General features: G+C 69.2%; 16 protein-coding genes. 11 read left to right on the plus strand and 5 right to left on the minus strand.

Annotated features, from left to right (window positions below; translation table 11 throughout):
- Positions 1-19 precede the first annotated feature (19 nt).
- Positions 20-1,120 (plus strand): Zn-dependent alcohol dehydrogenase, encoded by a 1,101-nt coding sequence (locus FB384_RS17935; RefSeq protein ID WP_183784588.1) that lies wholly within the window; start codon positions 20-22, stop codon positions 1,118-1,120.
- Positions 1,121-1,130: 10 nt separating this feature from the next.
- Here FB384_RS17935 and FB384_RS17940 read toward each other — a convergent pair whose 3' ends face one another.
- The gene (locus FB384_RS17940) at positions 1,131-2,021 is read right to left on the minus strand and encodes a LysR family transcriptional regulator (protein ID WP_183784590.1); all 891 of its coding nucleotides are present in this window, start codon (positions 2,019-2,021) and stop codon (positions 1,131-1,133) included.
- An 860-nt stretch (positions 2,022-2,881) separates the two neighbouring features.
- Here FB384_RS17940 and FB384_RS17950 point away from each other — a divergent pair.
- The 5 genes from FB384_RS17950 to FB384_RS17970 all read left to right on the plus strand — a co-directional run bounded on the left by FB384_RS17950 (position 2,882) and on the right by FB384_RS17970 (position 7,331).
- Entirely contained in the window at positions 2,882-3,820 is a 939-nt protein-coding gene (locus tag FB384_RS17950; RefSeq protein WP_456319894.1) for a formylglycine-generating enzyme family protein, read from the plus strand.
- Positions 3,821-4,209: 389 nt separating this feature from the next.
- Positions 4,210-4,503: a DUF485 domain-containing protein gene (locus tag FB384_RS17955; RefSeq protein WP_221212782.1), complete on the plus strand. Its 294-nt coding sequence runs from the start codon at positions 4,210-4,212 to the stop codon at positions 4,501-4,503.
- Complete coding sequence (locus FB384_RS17960; protein WP_183784598.1) at positions 4,500-6,050, plus strand: solute symporter family protein; 1,551 nt, start codon at positions 4,500-4,502, stop codon at positions 6,048-6,050. The genes FB384_RS17955 and FB384_RS17960 overlap by 4 nt, the downstream gene beginning before the upstream one ends.
- A gap of 44 nt (positions 6,051-6,094) precedes the next feature.
- Positions 6,095-6,652, plus strand: coding sequence for a nuclear transport factor 2 family protein (locus FB384_RS17965; RefSeq protein WP_183784600.1), 558 nt, complete (start codon positions 6,095-6,097; stop codon positions 6,650-6,652).
- Positions 6,653-6,698: 46 nt separating this feature from the next.
- Positions 6,699-7,331 carry a response regulator transcription factor gene (locus FB384_RS17970; RefSeq protein WP_183784602.1) on the plus strand — a complete coding sequence of 211 codons (633 nt, stop codon included), beginning with the start codon at positions 6,699-6,701 and terminating at the stop codon, positions 7,329-7,331.
- 240 nt (positions 7,332-7,571) lie between these two features.
- On the opposite strand, the gene FB384_RS17975 is transcribed toward FB384_RS17970, so the two are convergent.
- The 4 genes from FB384_RS17975 to FB384_RS17990 all read right to left on the minus strand — a co-directional run bounded on the left by FB384_RS17975 (position 7,572) and on the right by FB384_RS17990 (position 11,290).
- Positions 7,572-8,840 carry an amidase gene (locus FB384_RS17975; RefSeq protein WP_323985270.1) on the minus strand — a complete coding sequence of 423 codons (1,269 nt, stop codon included), beginning with the start codon at positions 8,838-8,840 and terminating at the stop codon, positions 7,572-7,574.
- The gene (locus FB384_RS17980; protein ID WP_258937739.1) at positions 8,837-9,142 is read right to left on the minus strand and encodes a hypothetical protein; all 306 of its coding nucleotides are present in this window, start codon (positions 9,140-9,142) and stop codon (positions 8,837-8,839) included. Before FB384_RS17980 ends, FB384_RS17975 begins: the two co-directional genes overlap by 4 nt.
- A gap of 10 nt (positions 9,143-9,152) precedes the next feature.
- Positions 9,153-9,665 carry a flavin reductase gene (locus tag FB384_RS17985; protein ID WP_183784605.1) on the minus strand — a complete coding sequence of 171 codons (513 nt, stop codon included), beginning with the start codon at positions 9,663-9,665 and terminating at the stop codon, positions 9,153-9,155.
- A gap of 119 nt (positions 9,666-9,784) precedes the next feature.
- Positions 9,785-11,290, minus strand: coding sequence for a PAS domain-containing sensor histidine kinase (locus tag FB384_RS17990; RefSeq protein ID WP_183784607.1), 1,506 nt, complete (start codon positions 11,288-11,290; stop codon positions 9,785-9,787).
- A 129-nt stretch (positions 11,291-11,419) separates the two neighbouring features.
- On the opposite strand from FB384_RS17990, the gene FB384_RS17995 reads away from it, so the two are divergent.
- The 5 genes from FB384_RS17995 to FB384_RS18015 are packed head-to-tail and all read left to right on the plus strand — an operon-like array spanning position 11,420 to position 15,590.
- Positions 11,420-12,589, plus strand: coding sequence for an acyl-CoA dehydrogenase family protein (locus tag FB384_RS17995; RefSeq protein ID WP_183784609.1), 1,170 nt, complete (start codon positions 11,420-11,422; stop codon positions 12,587-12,589).
- A 58-nt stretch (positions 12,590-12,647) separates the two neighbouring features.
- Positions 12,648-13,028 (plus strand): hypothetical protein, encoded by a 381-nt coding sequence (locus FB384_RS18000; RefSeq protein ID WP_183784610.1) that lies wholly within the window; start codon positions 12,648-12,650, stop codon positions 13,026-13,028.
- An 18-nt stretch (positions 13,029-13,046) separates the two neighbouring features.
- Positions 13,047-14,324 (plus strand): aromatic ring-hydroxylating oxygenase subunit alpha, encoded by a 1,278-nt coding sequence (locus tag FB384_RS18005; protein ID WP_183784612.1) that lies wholly within the window; start codon positions 13,047-13,049, stop codon positions 14,322-14,324.
- Positions 14,317-14,847, plus strand: a complete 531-nt coding sequence (locus FB384_RS18010; protein ID WP_183784614.1) for an aromatic-ring-hydroxylating dioxygenase subunit beta — start codon at positions 14,317-14,319, stop codon at positions 14,845-14,847. The genes FB384_RS18005 and FB384_RS18010 overlap by 8 nt, the downstream gene beginning before the upstream one ends.
- Complete coding sequence (locus FB384_RS18015) at positions 14,844-15,590, plus strand: SDR family NAD(P)-dependent oxidoreductase (protein WP_183784616.1); 747 nt, start codon at positions 14,844-14,846, stop codon at positions 15,588-15,590. The genes FB384_RS18010 and FB384_RS18015 overlap by 4 nt, the downstream gene beginning before the upstream one ends.
- Positions 15,591-15,594: the final 4 nt, after the last annotated feature.

Below are 15,594 nucleotides of genomic sequence, written 5' to 3' on the forward strand. Positions count from 1 at the left end.
GAACGTGGAGGGAGTGGGAATGACGGCGACGCGCGCGGCGATCCTCGAGGAGTTCGGGTCGAGACTGGTGGTCGGCGAGCTGGCGGTCGACGAACCGGCACCCGACGAGGTGCTGGTTCGCACGGTGGCGTCCGGCATCTGCCACAGCGATCGCACGATGCAGTTCGGGGCCAGGGATCTCCCGCTGCCGCTGGTGCTCGGTCACGAGTCGGCGGGAGTGGCGGAGCGGGTCGGCTCGGCGGTCACCACCCTCGAGGTGGACGACCACGTCGTGGTGGCCGCGACACCATCCTGCGGGGCGTGCGATCGGTGTCTGCGGGGCATCCCGCAGCAGTGCCCGGCGCCGCCGGCCCAACGTGGCGATGCGGCGCCACCGCGGTTGACTCGGGCAGGCGTCCGAGCCACCGGCTTCACCGGTCTCGGCGGCTTCGCGTCCCGGATGCTCGTGCACGAGAACGCCACGGTAGCGATTCCGAGGAGCATGCCGCTCGACCGTGCCGCGCTGCTCGGCTGTGCCGTGCTCACCGGTGTGGGCGCGGTGACACACCGCGCACGCATCGACGCGGGGGACACGGTCGCCGTCATCGGATGCGGCGGAGTGGGGCTGAACGTGGTACAGGGAGCGCGGCTTCGCGGAGCATCCCGCATCGTCGCTGTCGACGTGCTGCCGGCGAAGCTGGAGCGGGCACGCCGTTTCGGTGCGACCGACGTCGTGGACGCCTCGGTCGTGGATCCCGTCGCGGCGGTGCACGAGCTGACCGGCGGCGGTGTGGACCATGCGCTCGAGGCAGTGGGCCGTGCGGCGACCATCGAGCAGGCGTACGCGATGATCCTGCCGTTCGGTACCGCCACCGTGGTCGGATTCTCTGCCGACGATGAGGATGTGCGTATCCCGGCCCGTTCGATGCTGCAGGAGAAGCGCTTGCAGGGCAGCAAGATGGGGTCCCGCCACTTCCGGCTGGCCGTTCCCTACTACTGCCGGCTGTACCTGGAGGGCCGGCTGTTGTTGGACGAGCTCATCTCGGAGACGATCGGGCTCGACGACGTGAACCGCGGCCTCGATGCGCTGGACGGGTCCGACGGTGCACGTAGCGTGATCGGTTTTCCGGCCGAAGGCTGACAACGCACGGTCACCGAAACGGATCAGGGGGTGCCGTGAGGCCCGGTGTGCGGAGGATGCCGATGAGCGCCTCTGCCGCCGGGGTGAGCTCACCGGGCCGCCATATCGCCGTGACCTGACGGGTGAGCGGCACCTCCAGCCGGCACACGACGGCACCGCGGTTACGGGCGTCCGCCGCGGCGCGGGGCGGCAGGAGCGCAGCGCCGATACCGCCGAGTACCAGCGGCACGATGACCTCGCGTGCGGTGGTCTCGGCCGTGATACGCGGGACTATGCCCTGCACGCGCATCAGGTCGGCGAGGTAGACACGGGACGCCGTGTTGACGACCAGGCCGACCGTGGCCAGCTGTTCCGGCGTCACGGATGCGCCGTGGGCGAAACCGCGATCGGCGCCGACCACGAGGTAGATCGGTTCGGGTGCGAGTGAGTAGGTGGCAAGGCCCTCGTCGCTGCGCGGGTTCCAGGTCAGCGCGAGTTCGTGGGCGCCCGTCCGGACGAGGTCGGCAATGTCGGCACTGCCCGAGTCGGCGATGTGCAGGACCACGCCGGGGTGGCGCGCGTGGTAATGGGCGAGCACGTCCGACAGCGGATCCGTGGCGACGCTCGCCACTGCGGCGACGTCGAGCCAGCCCGTCGTCAGGTCACGGACGTTCACGGCGGCCGCGGCCGTGGTCTCGAACCCGCGCAATGTCTGCCGGGCAGGTCCGAGCATGGCCTCTCCTGCCGACGTCAGGAAAGTTCCTCGTGCCGTTCGGTGGAACAGCTCGGTCTTGACCTCGTTCTCCAGCGCCTTGACGGCCTGGCTCAACGACGGTTGTGCGATCCGCAGTGCGTGGGCGGCAGCCGTGAACGATTCGTGCTCGGCCACCGCGACGAAGTACTCGAGGTGTCGTCGATCCATCGGACCTCCTTGTCCCGGCCGGCCGCGGCCGCTGGCGTGGGTGGCCGTCCGTCCTCTCGTCCCTCCGGCGCCGGTGACCAGGCGTGATAGGTGGGCTGAATGGGCGGTGACACGTTCGGGTCTTGGTCCTCGGCGCGCCGCGATGGCACTCTGATCATCATTACGCATGATTGCCGGATGTGGTAGTGGCATTTGTGCCGGTTGACCTGGTCATCCGTCCACAGTGGGCGGAGCGGTCGTGGTTCCGGAGGGCAGGGAGGTCGCGTGACGGCGGAGGTGAGGCGCCACCCGGTGCGGGGTGTGCAGCGGGACCAGCCGTTCGTCGGAGGGGCGCGGGCCGACTTCCTCGACGGCCCGCGCGCGGTGGCCACGGACCCGGCCGACGGCGCCGTTGTGGGGGAAGCGCAGCTCGCCGGCCCGGCAGCCACCCGGCGTGCGGCAACCGAGGCGGCGGCCACCGTCCCGAGCCGGGCCGACGCGTCAAGGGCCGTTCGGGCGACCTTCCCTCGAATGGCCGCCGAGTATCTCGAGGCCGACGTCGATGTCGTCGCCGACACCGCGTCGTCCGAGACGGGTGCACGGCGCACCTGCACCGGCGGTGTCGCATTGCCGAATGTGGTGCGGTACCGCGCAGATCTGCCCGCCGCTGATAACGGGCTTGAGCTGCGGCCGGCCGGGTCCGGCCGGGTGAGTGTGAACGGCGCCGGCACGCGTTCGACGCGCCGTTCGGCGGGTTCAGGCAGTCGGGGCCGGGCCGGGAGATGGGGCCTGCGGCGCCGGCGAGCTGTCGGGAGCTGCGGGCCCTCGCCGTCGAGCTGTGAGCGGGTGGTCCGGTGAACGGCGAAGGGGTCCCGACAGGGGTGACGAGCTGCTGCGCGCCTTCGCGTGGAACCGGGTCGGGTACCGGAGCCGCCGATGCGCCGCCGGTCCGGGCGGGCGGACCGTGCAGTGCCGCACTCGACGGGATGGTGTCGTTGGACGGCGGTGAGTTCCTCATGGGAACCGACGACACGGAGGGGTTTCCCGACGACGGTGAGGGCCCGGTGCGCCCGGTGGCCGTGGACGCCTTCCGTATCGCCAGGTACGCCGTCACCAACGCCGAGTTCGGTGCGTTCGTGGCCGACACCGGGTATCGCACGGACGCCGAGCGCTTCGGGTGGTCCTACGTTTTCGCCGCGTTCCTACCTGCCGGACTGCGCAAGGGCGCGCCGCGGCCGGACGGTGCGCCGTGGTGGTGCGGTGTCGAAGGGGCGTACTGGGCGCGTCCGGAGGGAGAGGGAAGCTCGACCGCAGGCCGGGAGGACCATCCGGTGGTGCACGTGTCGTGGCACGACGCCGTGGCCTACTGCGGGTGGGCGGGAACGCGACTGCCCACCGAGGCCGAATGGGAGTATGCGGCACGCGGGGGCCTGGCTCAGCGGCGCTACGCGTGGGGTGACGAGCTGACTCCGGGCGGTGTCCACCGCTGCAACATCTGGCAGGGCGCGTTCCCGGCGAAGAACACGGTCGAGGACGGGTACCGGGGGACCGCGCCCGTGGACGCGTTCGAGCCGAACGGCCACGGGTTGTACAACGTGGCCGGCAACGTGTGGGAATGGTGCGGGGACTGGTGGTCCACCGACCACACCGCGGCGCCGGTCGCGAATCCTGCGGGACCGGCCGACGGTTCCGCGAAGGTGCTGCGTGGCGGTTCGTACCTGTGTCACCACAGTTACTGCAACCGGTACCGGGTCGCCGCGCGGACCAAGAACACGCCGGACAGCACCAGCGGGAACCTCGGCTTCCGCGTTGTCGGCTGACCGCACCCGCCCGACAGGGCCGACCGTGCGGCCCCGCGTGCGCCGCCGGAATCCGCCGTCCCGACACCGACACACCGCCGTCGCTGATCGCGGTCACTGGTCGGTGGCACCGTCACCGCCCGCGCGTAACAACACACGACGCCTCCCGGCGGTATCGGGAATTTCTTTAGTGGTGAGCGGGATTTCTCCGATCCCGAAGGGGAGTAACGCTCATTGTCGGCACGGAATGCGGGTTCGTAGCCTCTGCGAGTACCCGAACCGGCTGTGTCCGTGAGGGCTCAGGCGATGAGCTGGTGGTTTATGTTGCCAGGCTTCGCAGTACCGGTCGACGGCCGAGGCTCTCGACCGCTGACAGAAGGGGCGCGGATATGCCGCACGACGATCCCGGCGTGCCAGGACCCGAGCCGGCCGAAACGGAATGGAATGTTTTCGACGACCTGGTCCGGAAACGGACGCGGCTCGTCGGAAAGCTTTCCGCACTGACGTGCTTGTTCTTCTTCCCACTGCCCATTCTCGGGCAGTTCACCGATGTGCTGGACGGCGTGGTCGGTAGCGGCATCACGTGGGCGTGGATCTACGCGTTCGTGCAGTTCCCCGTCGCACTCTTCGCCGCGGCCCGGTACTCGGTGCGTGCCAGGGAACTCGACCGGGCGTCGGAGCAGGCCTGGAAGGAGCGGTCATGAACATCTATTCCGCGATCGTGTTCAGCGTCCTGGTCGGGCTCACGCTGGTCATCACCTACGTCGCGGCGCGGCGGGGCAAGTCGGCCGCCGACCATTTCGTCGCCGATGGCCAGCTCACCGGCAAGCAGAATGGCCTGGCCATCGCCGGCGACTACGTGTCCGCGGCGTCGTTCCTCGGCGTGACCGGAGCCATCGCCCTGTCCGGCTTCAGCGGGTTCTACCTCGCGGTGTTCGTGCCGGTGGCGTACGTGCTCGCGCTGTTGCTGGTGGCCGAACCGCTCCGCAACCTGGGGCGGTTCACCCTCGCGGATGTGCTGGCCACCCGGTTCGATGGCCGCAGCGTGCGCGCCGTGATGGCGGGCAGCACGCTGATCATCAGCACCCTCTATCTCGTGGCGCAGTTCGTCGGCGCGGCTCTGCTCGTGCGGCTGCTGTTCGGGGTCGACTACACGGTGGCCGTACTGGTGATCGGCGGCCTGACGACGGTCTACACCATGCTCGGTGGGATGTTGGCCACGAGCTGGATCCAGATCGTCAAAACCACACTGATGCTGGCCTGTGCGGTCACCCTGTTCGTGCTCGTGCTCGTCCGCTACGGCGGCAATCCGTTGGGCGTGTTCCAGGACGCGTTCGAGACGTTCGGGGCGGAGGCCGTCGCACCGGGCCGGGAGTCCCCGCTGGCCGGTTTCGACCAGCTGTCCCAGGTGTTCGGTCTCGTGCTCGGAGTGCTGGGCCTGCCGCACGTCATGATCCGTTTCTTCACCGTCCCCGACGCGCGCGCGGCACGGTCGTCGGCGATCACCGCGATCTGGGTGTTCACCGCGTTCTATCTGATGATCCCGGTGATCGGCTACGGCGCCTCCCTGATCGTGGGGCGGGACGCGATCACGGCACAGAATCCCGCGGGCAACCTCGCGGTCGCGCAGCTGGCCGAGACCGTCGGGGGAGGGGCGCTGCTCGCGCTCGTGTCCGCGGTGGCCTTCGTGACCATCCTCGCGGTGCTGTCCGGACTCGTCATCGCGGCGTCCGGTGCCATCGCCCACGACCTGTACGCCCAGGTGATCAAACGTGGCTCGGTGACTCCGCGGGCACAGTTGGTGTCCGCACGGATCGCGACGCTGGCGACCTGTGCGGTCGGCGTTCTGCTGGCGCTGGCCGCCGTGGATCAGAACGTCGCCTTCCTCGCCTCGCTCGCGTTCGCCGTCGCCGCGAGCGCCAACCTGCCCGCCCTGCTGCTCACGATCTACTGGCGCCGGATGACAGCACGGGCCGTCCTGTGGGGCATGGCGGTGGGACTCGTGAGCTCGATGGGGATCATCCTGCTCAGTCCCGCCGTACTCGGCTCGTCCGCGGTCCTGGGCTTCAGCAACCCCGCACTGGTGACGGTGCCGCTGAGCCTGCTCGTGTCGATCGCCGTGGCGGTGGCGGCGCCGTCCCGCGGTGTGGCTGCCGAACGCGATCGTGCGGTGTTCCGCATGCTCCGGACGAAAGCGGTCACCGGGCGCGGCAGCGTCGAGGACGAAGGCGACCCCGCGGGCACGCGATGACCGGACCGGCCGTACAGCCCAGCGATGAAGGAGAGATACGACCGATGAGTGACGACAGGACGATCGACGCGCTCGTCTCACGGATCGAGGCGCTGGAGGCCGAGGCCGACATCCGCCGACTGCAGGCGCGCTACATGTTCCTGTGCGACACCCCGAATCCCGAGTTCGGAGTCCGGGACGATCAGCACCGCATCGACCTCATCATGGAGCTCTACACCGACGACGCGGTGTGGGAGGGCGTCGGTGAGTATTACGACAACCAGTTCGGCAAGGCAGAAGGCGCGGCCGCGATCCGTGCACACTTCGAGCGGTTCTGGGCAGCAGAGCGCACCCCGGCGCTCGTGCTCAACGCCCACTACCTGACGTCGGAACAGATCCGGGTCGACCGCGACACCGCGACCGGCCAGTGGATCCACATGCAGCCGTGGCTGTTCTCCGACGGGACGGGCCTGCTGCGGTCGAGCCGCCTGAACAACTCCTTCCGGAAGGAAGGCGGATCGTGGAGGATCAGCAGGACCCGCACCGAGAACGTGTTCGTCGCGCCGCTGGGCGAGGACTGGGCGAGTGATTACCCTGCGGCCTCGGTGCTGATGAAGCCGTAGGAGGCGCCGCAGCCGGAGCCGCCACGACCCCCGGAGGGACAACCCGATGACATCGACCGAATCGTCCGGCCCGGACCCGGTCGTGCACATCGTGGACGACGACGAGGATCTGCGGCAGTCACTGGTCTTCCTGTTCGAGAGCGTGGGGATCCAGGCGCTGAGCTATCCGGACGCGACGTCGTTCCTCGACGAGTTCGACGCCGACGAGCCCGCGGTCGTCATCGTCGACATCCGCATGCCGGAGATCAGCGGATTCCAACTACAGGAGCGGCTGCTTGCCGCCGACTACCCGGCACCGGTGATCTTCTGTTCGGCGCACGGCGACATTCCCATGTCGGTGCGAGCGCTCAAACAGGGAGCGGTCGACTTCCTGGAGAAGCCCTACCAGACACAGCGGATGCTCGAGGTCGTCCAGAAGCACCTGCACGAGGCCAAGGAGCGGTTCGCCGAGCACGCGGGACGCCGGGATATCACGCAGCGGATCGACACTCTCACCCAACGTGAACGGGAAGTGCTCCGGCTGGTCATCGAGGGCCTGTCCAGTCAGCTCATCGCCAAGCAGCTGGGGATGAGCGTGAAGACGGTCGACGTCCACCGTGCCCGCATCAAGTCCAAGACCGAGTCGGAGACGCTCGGCGCGCTGGTGCGGGACATCCTGCTGCACCGGGTATCGGTCTGAACGTTCCGGCGCGGCTGGGCGTCCGAAGAGCTGCGTTCGGAGAGCTGCGTTCGAAGGGCGGTCCGGAGAGCTGCCGTTCGACGCTGGCGGTGCCGTCGTGATCGGACGGCGACGGCGATGCGACGGCGGCGGTCGCATCGCCGTCGCATCGCCGTGTCTTCCTCACCGGTGAGGCAGGACCGTGCCACGGTGCCGGTGCGACCGAGGCCCGGTGACGGCGACCGAGCCTCGGTGCCGGCGTCACACCTGGCCGCTGACGGCGCGTTCGGCCCAGCAGCCCGCGGCCAGCAGCGACTGTTCGTCCCGCGCCCGTCCGACGAGCTGAACGCCGAGCGGCAACCCGGCGGCGTCGGCGGCGCCCGGCACGGTGACCACGGGCAGGCCGAGCGCCTGCCACGGCCTGCTCAGCACCGGGTCGCCCGTGGCCGACAGGCCCATCGGAGCCGGGCCGGGCGCGGCGGGACCCACGATGGCGTCGTAGGACTCCGACAAGCGGGTCAGCGCAGCGCCGATCTCGGCGAGCCGGTCCCGAGCAGCGTCGTACTCGGTGTCCGGCATCGCGTCCCCGGACCGCAACAGCGTCGCGAGCTGCTCGCTTATGCAGGACGCCACGGCCAGTTCCGCAGCACGTTCCCGGGCGGCCTCGTAGGCCATCACGACCTTCTGGGCCGCGACCGCCTCCGCGACGAGATCCTCCTCCGGAAACGCGTCGACGACCGCCCCGGCCTCGGCCAACCGGCGGGCCGTGCCGTCGATCGCCTCGCGCATCCCGTCCTCGACGACACCGAGCGGTTTCGCGGTCCACAGCAGCAGTCGCGGTGGACGGGGTGCCGTCGCGCCGGCATCCACCTCGCCGGTGAACGCCGACCAGGCCAGCGCGAGATCGGTGACTCCTGCGGCGTACACGCCGTGGCTGTCGAGGCTCGGGCTCAACCCGGCGGTGCCGTCCATGGCGATCCGGTCATGGGTCATGACCAGTGACGCCACGCCGCAGAAGGACGCGGGCCGGGTCACCGACCCTGCGGTCTGGGTGCCCAGCGCCAGGGGGACGTGTCCCGAGGCCACGGCTGCGGCCGAGCCGCTCGACGAACCGCCGGGAGTGCGGCCGGGATCCCGCGGGTTCCGGGTGGGACCGGGCGAGAAGTAGGCGAACTCCGTGGTGACCGTCTTGCCGACCGGAATCGCGCCCGCCCGTCGCCACGACGTGACGATCGCGGCGTCCCTGTTGGCCGGTGCGGCGTCCTCCCGCAGCGATGTACCGCATTTCGTCGGGAATCCAGCCACGTCGATGATGTCCTTCACGCCGAGCGGAACGCCGCCCAGCGGCCCGGTGTCGCGGGGCTCGGATTCCGGAGCGTGCGCCACCCAGGCACGCACCTCGGGTTCGGTGTCGGAGACGGCCGCACGCGAGCGGGCGAGCGCGTCGGCAGGGGTGGTCCGCCCGTCGCGGAGGTCGCGGTGCAGCTCGCGCAGCGACCACGGCTCGCGGGGCGTCGCCGGGCCGGTCACGGCTGGCCCCATGCCGCGTCGGCGACCCAGAAGTCCATGCCGCTCGCGCTCACCCCGTGCCGCCATTCCGAGGTACGCCGCAGCAGCGGCTCCACCGCTGCGGTCACGGCGTCGGCAGCCTCGGGCCCGTCCTCGGGAACCTGCCAGTGCACCCAGCTCCGCTCCCTGCCGTCGCGGTCGTGCTCGAAGAGGTCGACGTGCCGCCAGCCGTATCCGTGCGTGTCGTTGTAGCAGGTAAGCGTCATCCGAATACCTTCGTCGTCCCGCTCGGTCACCAGACCCTCCTTCGCATGAATGCTCACGCGCCAGTGCCTACGCGCTCAGCGACGGCGTGGCAAGACTGTGGAACCGGCGTTGGAAATAGACCAGCGCTCCGGTGTCTGCGTGTGTGTGGACGGCGTCGACCTCGACGAACAGCACCGAATGCGAGCCGAGGGTGCGGTCGGTCACGATCCGGCCGACGACCGCGACCAGCGCGTCCTGCAGCACGGGAACGCCGTGGGTGGTGAAGTCCCAGGACCCTTCGGCGAACCGTTCGGCGGTCGGAACCTTCGTCGCACCGGCGAAGTGGAGCGCGAGTTCGTCCTGGTCCGCGCCGAGCACGTTCACGGCGACCCTTCCGTTGGCCGTGAAGATGTCGTGCGAGCGGCTCGAGCGGTTCACACACACCAGCATCGTGGGAGGTGTATCGGTCACCGAGCAGGTCGCGCTGACCGTCATCCCGGCGGGGCCGAGGGCGCCGTCCGTGGTGATCACGTTCACCGCCGCGGGCAGTTTCGCCATTGCGGAGCGGAACTCACGCTGGGCATTCGACAGCTCTGACACGAATCCTCCTGCGACGAGCGCGTGGGCCGGGGCGCCGTTGTCTGGTTCCTGCTGCGACGTTACGACTCCGGTCACGGTGTCGATATCGAGACTTACACCGGGCCCGTTGAGGGTTTCCCCTACTCCTCGTCGTCGGCGAGCGGCAGCGCGAAGCCGAATCGCGATCCGCCCTCGTCCCGCGGCTCGGCCCAGATCCGGCCGTGCTGCCGGGTGATGACGCGATAGCTGAGTGCCAGGCCGATGCCACTGCCGTGCGCCTTGGACGTGAACGACTCCTCGAACGGATCGTGCTGCAGCCCGCGGCCCCGGTCGTCGACCGTGAGGACGCCGAAGCCGTCGTCGAGACGGGTCGTGATCGTGAGCTCTCGCCGTTGCTGCTGGCACGAGGTCATCTCGTCGATCGCGTTGACGCAGAAGTTGAGGAGCACCTGGCCCGTGAGGACGCGTTCGCAGCGCACCAGCACCGGTTCGGGATGAGGGTGCACCGTGACTGTCACGCCGGCGGGCACCGCGCGAAGCCGGACGAAGTGGAGACACTGGTCGAGCACGTCGCCCAGGTCCACGACCTGGTCCACCTGCTCCAGGTGGCCGACGAACTCACGCACCGCGTCGACGATCGTGCTGGCGCGTTCGATCTGCCCGACCGCTCTGTCGACACCGAACGACAGCTGGGATGCGGCCTCGGGCGGGACCGTTCCCGCCTCGGCCAGCGACCGACTGCGAGCTCGGACACCTGCGAGAAAGTTTCCTGCGGCCGCGAGCGGCTGGCCCAGCTCGTGGGCGATCGCCATCGCCATGTCGCCCATCGCGTTGTACCGCGCCAGGTAGTTCTCGCGGTGGAGCTCGCGCTCACGTCGCACCTCGCCCTGAACCCGGTCGGAGACGTCGTGCAGGATCATCAGCAGTGCGTGGTCGCCGGCGTCCTGAACGGATTCGAGGCTTCCCTCGAGCCACACCGACGTGCCGTCGTCGTGCGCGACCTCGAGCTGGATGGCGGTCGACGGGTTCGCCCGCGCCAGGGCCTCGTCCCACGTGACCGTACGTCCCTCCAGCCACAGCCTGCCGTAGTCGGTGAGCGGGCCCAGCGGCTCGTTCGGGGTCGCGCCGATGCGTGCCACGGCGGTGTCCGTGGCGAAACGCAGTGTTCCGGCCGAGTCCAGCATGAGCGCGATCGTCGACGTGTGCCGGGCGAGCGCGTCGATGTAGGACGTCGTCAGCCGCAGTTCCCGTTCGATCTGCTGTTCCCGCTCGATGTCGCGGAACTGCACCATCACGGCGGTGCCCCGGTCCAGTTCCACCCGGACGGCGACCGCGTCGGTGGGGATCACCCGGCCACTCTTGGAGCGGTAGTGCCACTCGATCCTGCTGGCGCCCTTGTCGACGGCCTCCTGCAGCCACGCCCTGCCGATCACGCGGTCGTACTGCTGGGCCGAGCTGCTCATGTGGTTGGCCTTGAGTGGGCGAAGCTCGGTGACGCTCCAGCCGAGCATCTCGCACGCGGCCGGATTCGCCCACAGGATGTTCTTGGTGTCGGCGTCGTGGATCAGGACGCAGAGTTTCGTGGCTCGCATCATCGCGACGAAGTCGTTCGCCGTGATCTCGGGTGCCTGGGGATCGACGTGCATTCGGTCAGGGTAGAACGCCGGCCGCGGGGAGCGGGGCTGAAGAAATCCCCTAGGCCGGCATCGGCAATACCCAATACCGCGTCCCGTTGCGGCTTCGTAGCGTCGAAGTCGGTCGAACGAGGAGGAGCAATGGTGCAGACGCGGGTACGCGAATCCGTGGAAACGCGGGGACGCGGCGACGACGCCGTCACCTTCGACGACGTGCTGGCGGAACTCGAGGACCGGAGAACCGAGTTCGACGAGCAGCGATACGTCCCGAAGGATTTCGTCGAGCGCCTCAAACAAGTCGGGATCTATCGCGCGTCCACGCCCGCGAAATTCGGCGGGCGGCCGTTGCCGCCCGCCGAATTCCTGGACCGGATCGAACGGATCTCCGCCGTGGACGGATCGACCGGCTGGGTCGCCAGCTTCGGTTCCGCGCTGATCTATCTCGCGGCGTTGCCGGTCGAAACCCAGGCCGAGCTCTACCGCAACGGCCCCGACGTGACGTTCGCCGCCGGCCTGTTCCCGATTCAGCCTGCCGAGGCCACCGACAGCGGATTCCGCGTGGACGGGCGGTGGAAGTTCGCCAGCGGCTGCATGGGCGCCGACATCCTCGGGGTCGGTATCCCCGGGGACTCGTCGACTGGGGGCAAGCCGCGCACGGCACTGCTCAGCCCCGATCAGGTCGAGATCGTGCAGGAATGGGACGTCGTCGGGATGCGGGGTACCGGATCGTTCGATCTGGTCGTCCGCGACACCGAGGTGCCGCGCGAGTGGACCTTCATCCGCGGCGGCGAGGCCACTGTGGACGAACCGCTCTACCGGTATCCGGTCATCGCATACGCCGCGCAGGTGCTGGCCGTCGTCGGCTCGGGCGTCGCACGGGCCGCGCTCGATCACGCCGAACAGGTCGGCGGCGGCTATGCCGGGGTGACCGGAGCCCCGAAACTCGCCGACCGGCCGCACTACCGGACCCGGGTCGCCTCGGCCGAGGCGGAACTGCGCTCGGCGAGGGCGTGGTTCTACGACCTCAGCCACGAGGTGTGGGAAACGGTCGTGGCAGGCGACCCGGCCACCGACGAGCAGAACGCCCACCTGCGGCTGGCCTCGGCGCACCTGGCGAAGACCGCCTCTGATGTCGTCGGTGACCTCGTGGAGATCTCCGGAACGGCACCGATCAACCGGAGCCACCCGCTGCAGCGACTGCTCGGTGACGCGCTCGTGCCGAAGCAGCACGCGTTCCTCGGCCCCGCCATGTACGACTCCGCCGGGGCGGTCCTGATGGGGCTGGACCCCACGACTCCCGGTTTTCAGTGACAGGTGCCGCGACGTCCGTCAGCGACACCGTGAACCCCGTGACGGCAAGGAGGCCGGCGTGACCGCACAACCGCTTCGCGTGCTCTTCTGCATCGGAATCAACCAGAACTTCTTCGATCTTCCCTCCGGCGGCATCGCGCCCGGCGACGTCTGGAAAGCGTTCGTGTCCATGATGGACGGTATCAAGGAGATGCCGGGCGTCGATTTCATCGGTGATATGGACGACGACTCGCACCTGGTCGGTCCGTCGGACGGCTGGCCGTGGACCTGCTACATCCTGGCCGACGTCGACTCCCAGGACACGGTCAAGGCCGCCTGCAACCTGTTCCGCACGACCCCGGTCGGCGACGGCGACGCGAAACTCTGGCGGTTCGCCAAGGTCGAGGCGCGGATGGGCCGTGCGCTCACGGTCCGCGACGACGTCACGCTCCCCGAATGACATTACGGAGAAGCCCGGATGAACCAGTACATCGATGACACAGCGCCCGCGGACCTGGTGGCAGCGGACCGCGTGGCCGGCCGGCTCTACACCGATCCCGACATCTTCGAACGCGAGATGGCGGCCATCTTCGAAACCACGTGGGTGTGGGTCGCCCACGAGAGCGAACTGGCGACGCCGGGGAGCTTCAAGTCGACCTACGTCGGCAGGCAGCCGGTGATCGTCACCCGTGACCGCAAGAACAACCTGCACACGATGCTCAACCGGTGCCGCCACCGCGGCGCGAGCGTGTGCGAGAAGCCGCAGGGCCGTGCGAACGGGTTCACCTGCCCGTATCACGCGTGGTCGTACGGCCTCGACGGCACACTGCGCGGCATTCCGTACCCCGACGGCTACGAAGGCGTCGTCGAGAAGCGTGACCTGTCGCTGCGGAAGCTGCGCACCGAGAGCTACGGCGGCATGGTCTTCGCGACCTTCGCGGAGGACGTCGAGCCGCTCGCCGACTTCCTCGGCGACGCGAAGCTGTGGATCGACCGATTCATGAAGCAGGGTGGCGGTTACCCGATCAAGGTTCTCGGCAAGCACCAGTTCCGATTCAAGGGGAACTGGAAGATCCAGCTCGAGAACACGACGGACGGTTACCACTTCCCGATCGTGCACCGGTCCTGGATGGCGTCGGTCGATGCCGAAACGGCGGACATGATGTCGTTCATGACCGACCCCGATGCGATCACCCACGACCTTGGTAAAGGCCACAGTGTCATGCAGATGGTGCCGGAACACGCCGACCTCGACGTCGACGACGGCAGCGAGCCGTTGCAGGGCAGGTTCGACGACCTCGCGGCGGAACTGTCGAAATCCTTCTCCGATACGGAGGTACGCCGACTGCTGCGTGCGATGCACGGCACCGGATTCAACCTCAACCTGTTCCCGAACGTGGCGATGTCGTCCGCGTTCTTCCGGGTGCTGCGGCCCGTCGCGGTCGACGAGACGGTGATCGAGCACATCGCGATCGGCCCCGACGGACCGTCCGAACTGGACCCGCTGAACCGTGAGCGACTGCGGATCCACGAACACTTCCAGGGGCCGTTCGGGTTCGGCACGCCGGACGACGCCGAAGGCTGGGACCGGGTTCAGCGTGGCGCGCGGGCCGAACCGGCGATGCCGATCCTGGTCAACCGCGGCAGCGCGCGGGAGAAGACGAGTGCAGAGGGATGGCCGACGTCGCACGTGACCGACGAGACCGGCATGCGCGCGGCGTACAACCAGTGGAAGCGGATGATGCGCGATGACTGAAGCCACCACAGCGCCGGCCGTGGCCGAGCCGGTGAGCACGACCGACGCGAGGGTCGCCAGGGCGATCGACCTCGTGTGGCGCGAGGCCGAGCTGCTCGACCGCGCCGACTACGTCGGGTGGAACGAGCTGTTCACCGGCGACGGGTTCTACGTGGTGCCGATCGATCCGGACACCGACGATTTCGAGAACACGCTCAACATGGTCTACGACGACGCCCGTATGCGGGAGCTGCGGGTGGGGCGGATGACCGAGGGCTACGCCATCGCCGCGGTCGACGCCGCCCGCACGGTACGCACGGTGTCGCGATTCGTGCCGGAGTCGGTATCGGACACCGAGGTGGTGCTGCGCTCGGCGCAGGTGCTGATCGCCTACAAGCGACGGCGGCACGACATCTGGGCCGCCGACCTGACGCACCGGGTCCGCCTGGCCGCCGACGGCCCGGCCGGTGACCGGATCGCGCTGAAGATCGTCCGGCTGGTCGACAGCGAGGACGCGGTGCCCGCGGCGGGGTTCCTGCTGTGAGCGCGGCACAGACCGCGGTCGTGACCGGCGGTGGAGCGGGACTCGGCGAGGCGATCGCGCGTCGGCTGCACGAACACGGATACCGCGTCGCGATCGCCGACGTGGACGGCTACGCCGCCGATGCGGTGGCGGGACAGCTCGACCGCTCCGGGCACACGGCGAAGGGGTACGGCGTGGACGTACGGGGCCGGGCCGCGTTGGAGGACCTGCTCTCTCGGGTGCTCGCGGACTTCGGCGGCGCGCACGTGCTCGTGAACAATGCGGCGCGCACCCGGGCGACGCCGTTGCTCGAGATCACCGCCGAGGAACTCGACGACGTCCTGGCGGTCAACGTCGCGGGAACGTTCCAGGCGTGCCAGATCTTCGGGGCGCACTTCGCCGAACAGGGATACGGCCGCATCGTGAACATGGCATCGCTGGCCGGTCAGAACGGCGGGACGGCCACCGGGGGTCATTACGCCTCGTCCAAGGGCGCCATCCTGTCGGCGACCAAGGTGTTCGCCCGCGAACTCGCTCCCCGCGGCGTGACCGTCAACGCGGTGTCGCCGGGACCGCAGGACAGCCCGATGGTGCGGTCGATCGTCGGTGAGGAGAACCTCGAGTCGTTCGCGTCGGCGATCCCGGTGGGCCGGCTCGGTGATCCGGCGTTCATCGGCGACACGGTCGCCCTGCTCGCGTCTCCGGGGGCCGCCTCGGTGACCGGAGCGTGTTGGGACGTCAACGGTGGTCTGTATCTGCGCTGATGCC

The sequence above is a fragment of the Prauserella sediminis genome, assembly GCF_014195435.1.
GTDB lineage: Bacteria > Actinomycetota > Actinomycetes > Mycobacteriales > Pseudonocardiaceae > Prauserella > Prauserella salsuginis.

What these genes read in the sequence shown, in the direction of transcription:
- FB384_RS17935 (WP_183784588.1), top strand. Translation starts at nt 20, where the DNA reads ATGACGGCGACGCGCGCGGCGATCCTCGAGGAGTTCGGGTCGAGACTG.
- FB384_RS17940 (WP_183784590.1), bottom strand. Translation starts at nt 2,021, where the DNA reads ATGGATCGACGACACCTCGAGTACTTCGTCGCGGTGGCCGAGCACGAA.
- FB384_RS17960 (WP_183784598.1), top strand. Translation starts at nt 4,500, where the DNA reads ATGAACATCTATTCCGCGATCGTGTTCAGCGTCCTGGTCGGGCTCACG.
- FB384_RS17965 (WP_183784600.1), top strand. Translation starts at nt 6,095, where the DNA reads ATGAGTGACGACAGGACGATCGACGCGCTCGTCTCACGGATCGAGGCG.
- FB384_RS17970 (WP_183784602.1), top strand. Translation starts at nt 6,699, where the DNA reads ATGACATCGACCGAATCGTCCGGCCCGGACCCGGTCGTGCACATCGTG.
- FB384_RS17990 (WP_183784607.1), bottom strand. Translation starts at nt 11,290, where the DNA reads ATGCACGTCGATCCCCAGGCACCCGAGATCACGGCGAACGACTTCGTC.
- FB384_RS17995 (WP_183784609.1), top strand. Translation starts at nt 11,420, where the DNA reads ATGGTGCAGACGCGGGTACGCGAATCCGTGGAAACGCGGGGACGCGGC.
- FB384_RS18005 (WP_183784612.1), top strand. Translation starts at nt 13,047, where the DNA reads ATGAACCAGTACATCGATGACACAGCGCCCGCGGACCTGGTGGCAGCG.
- FB384_RS18010 (WP_183784614.1), top strand. Translation starts at nt 14,317, where the DNA reads ATGACTGAAGCCACCACAGCGCCGGCCGTGGCCGAGCCGGTGAGCACG.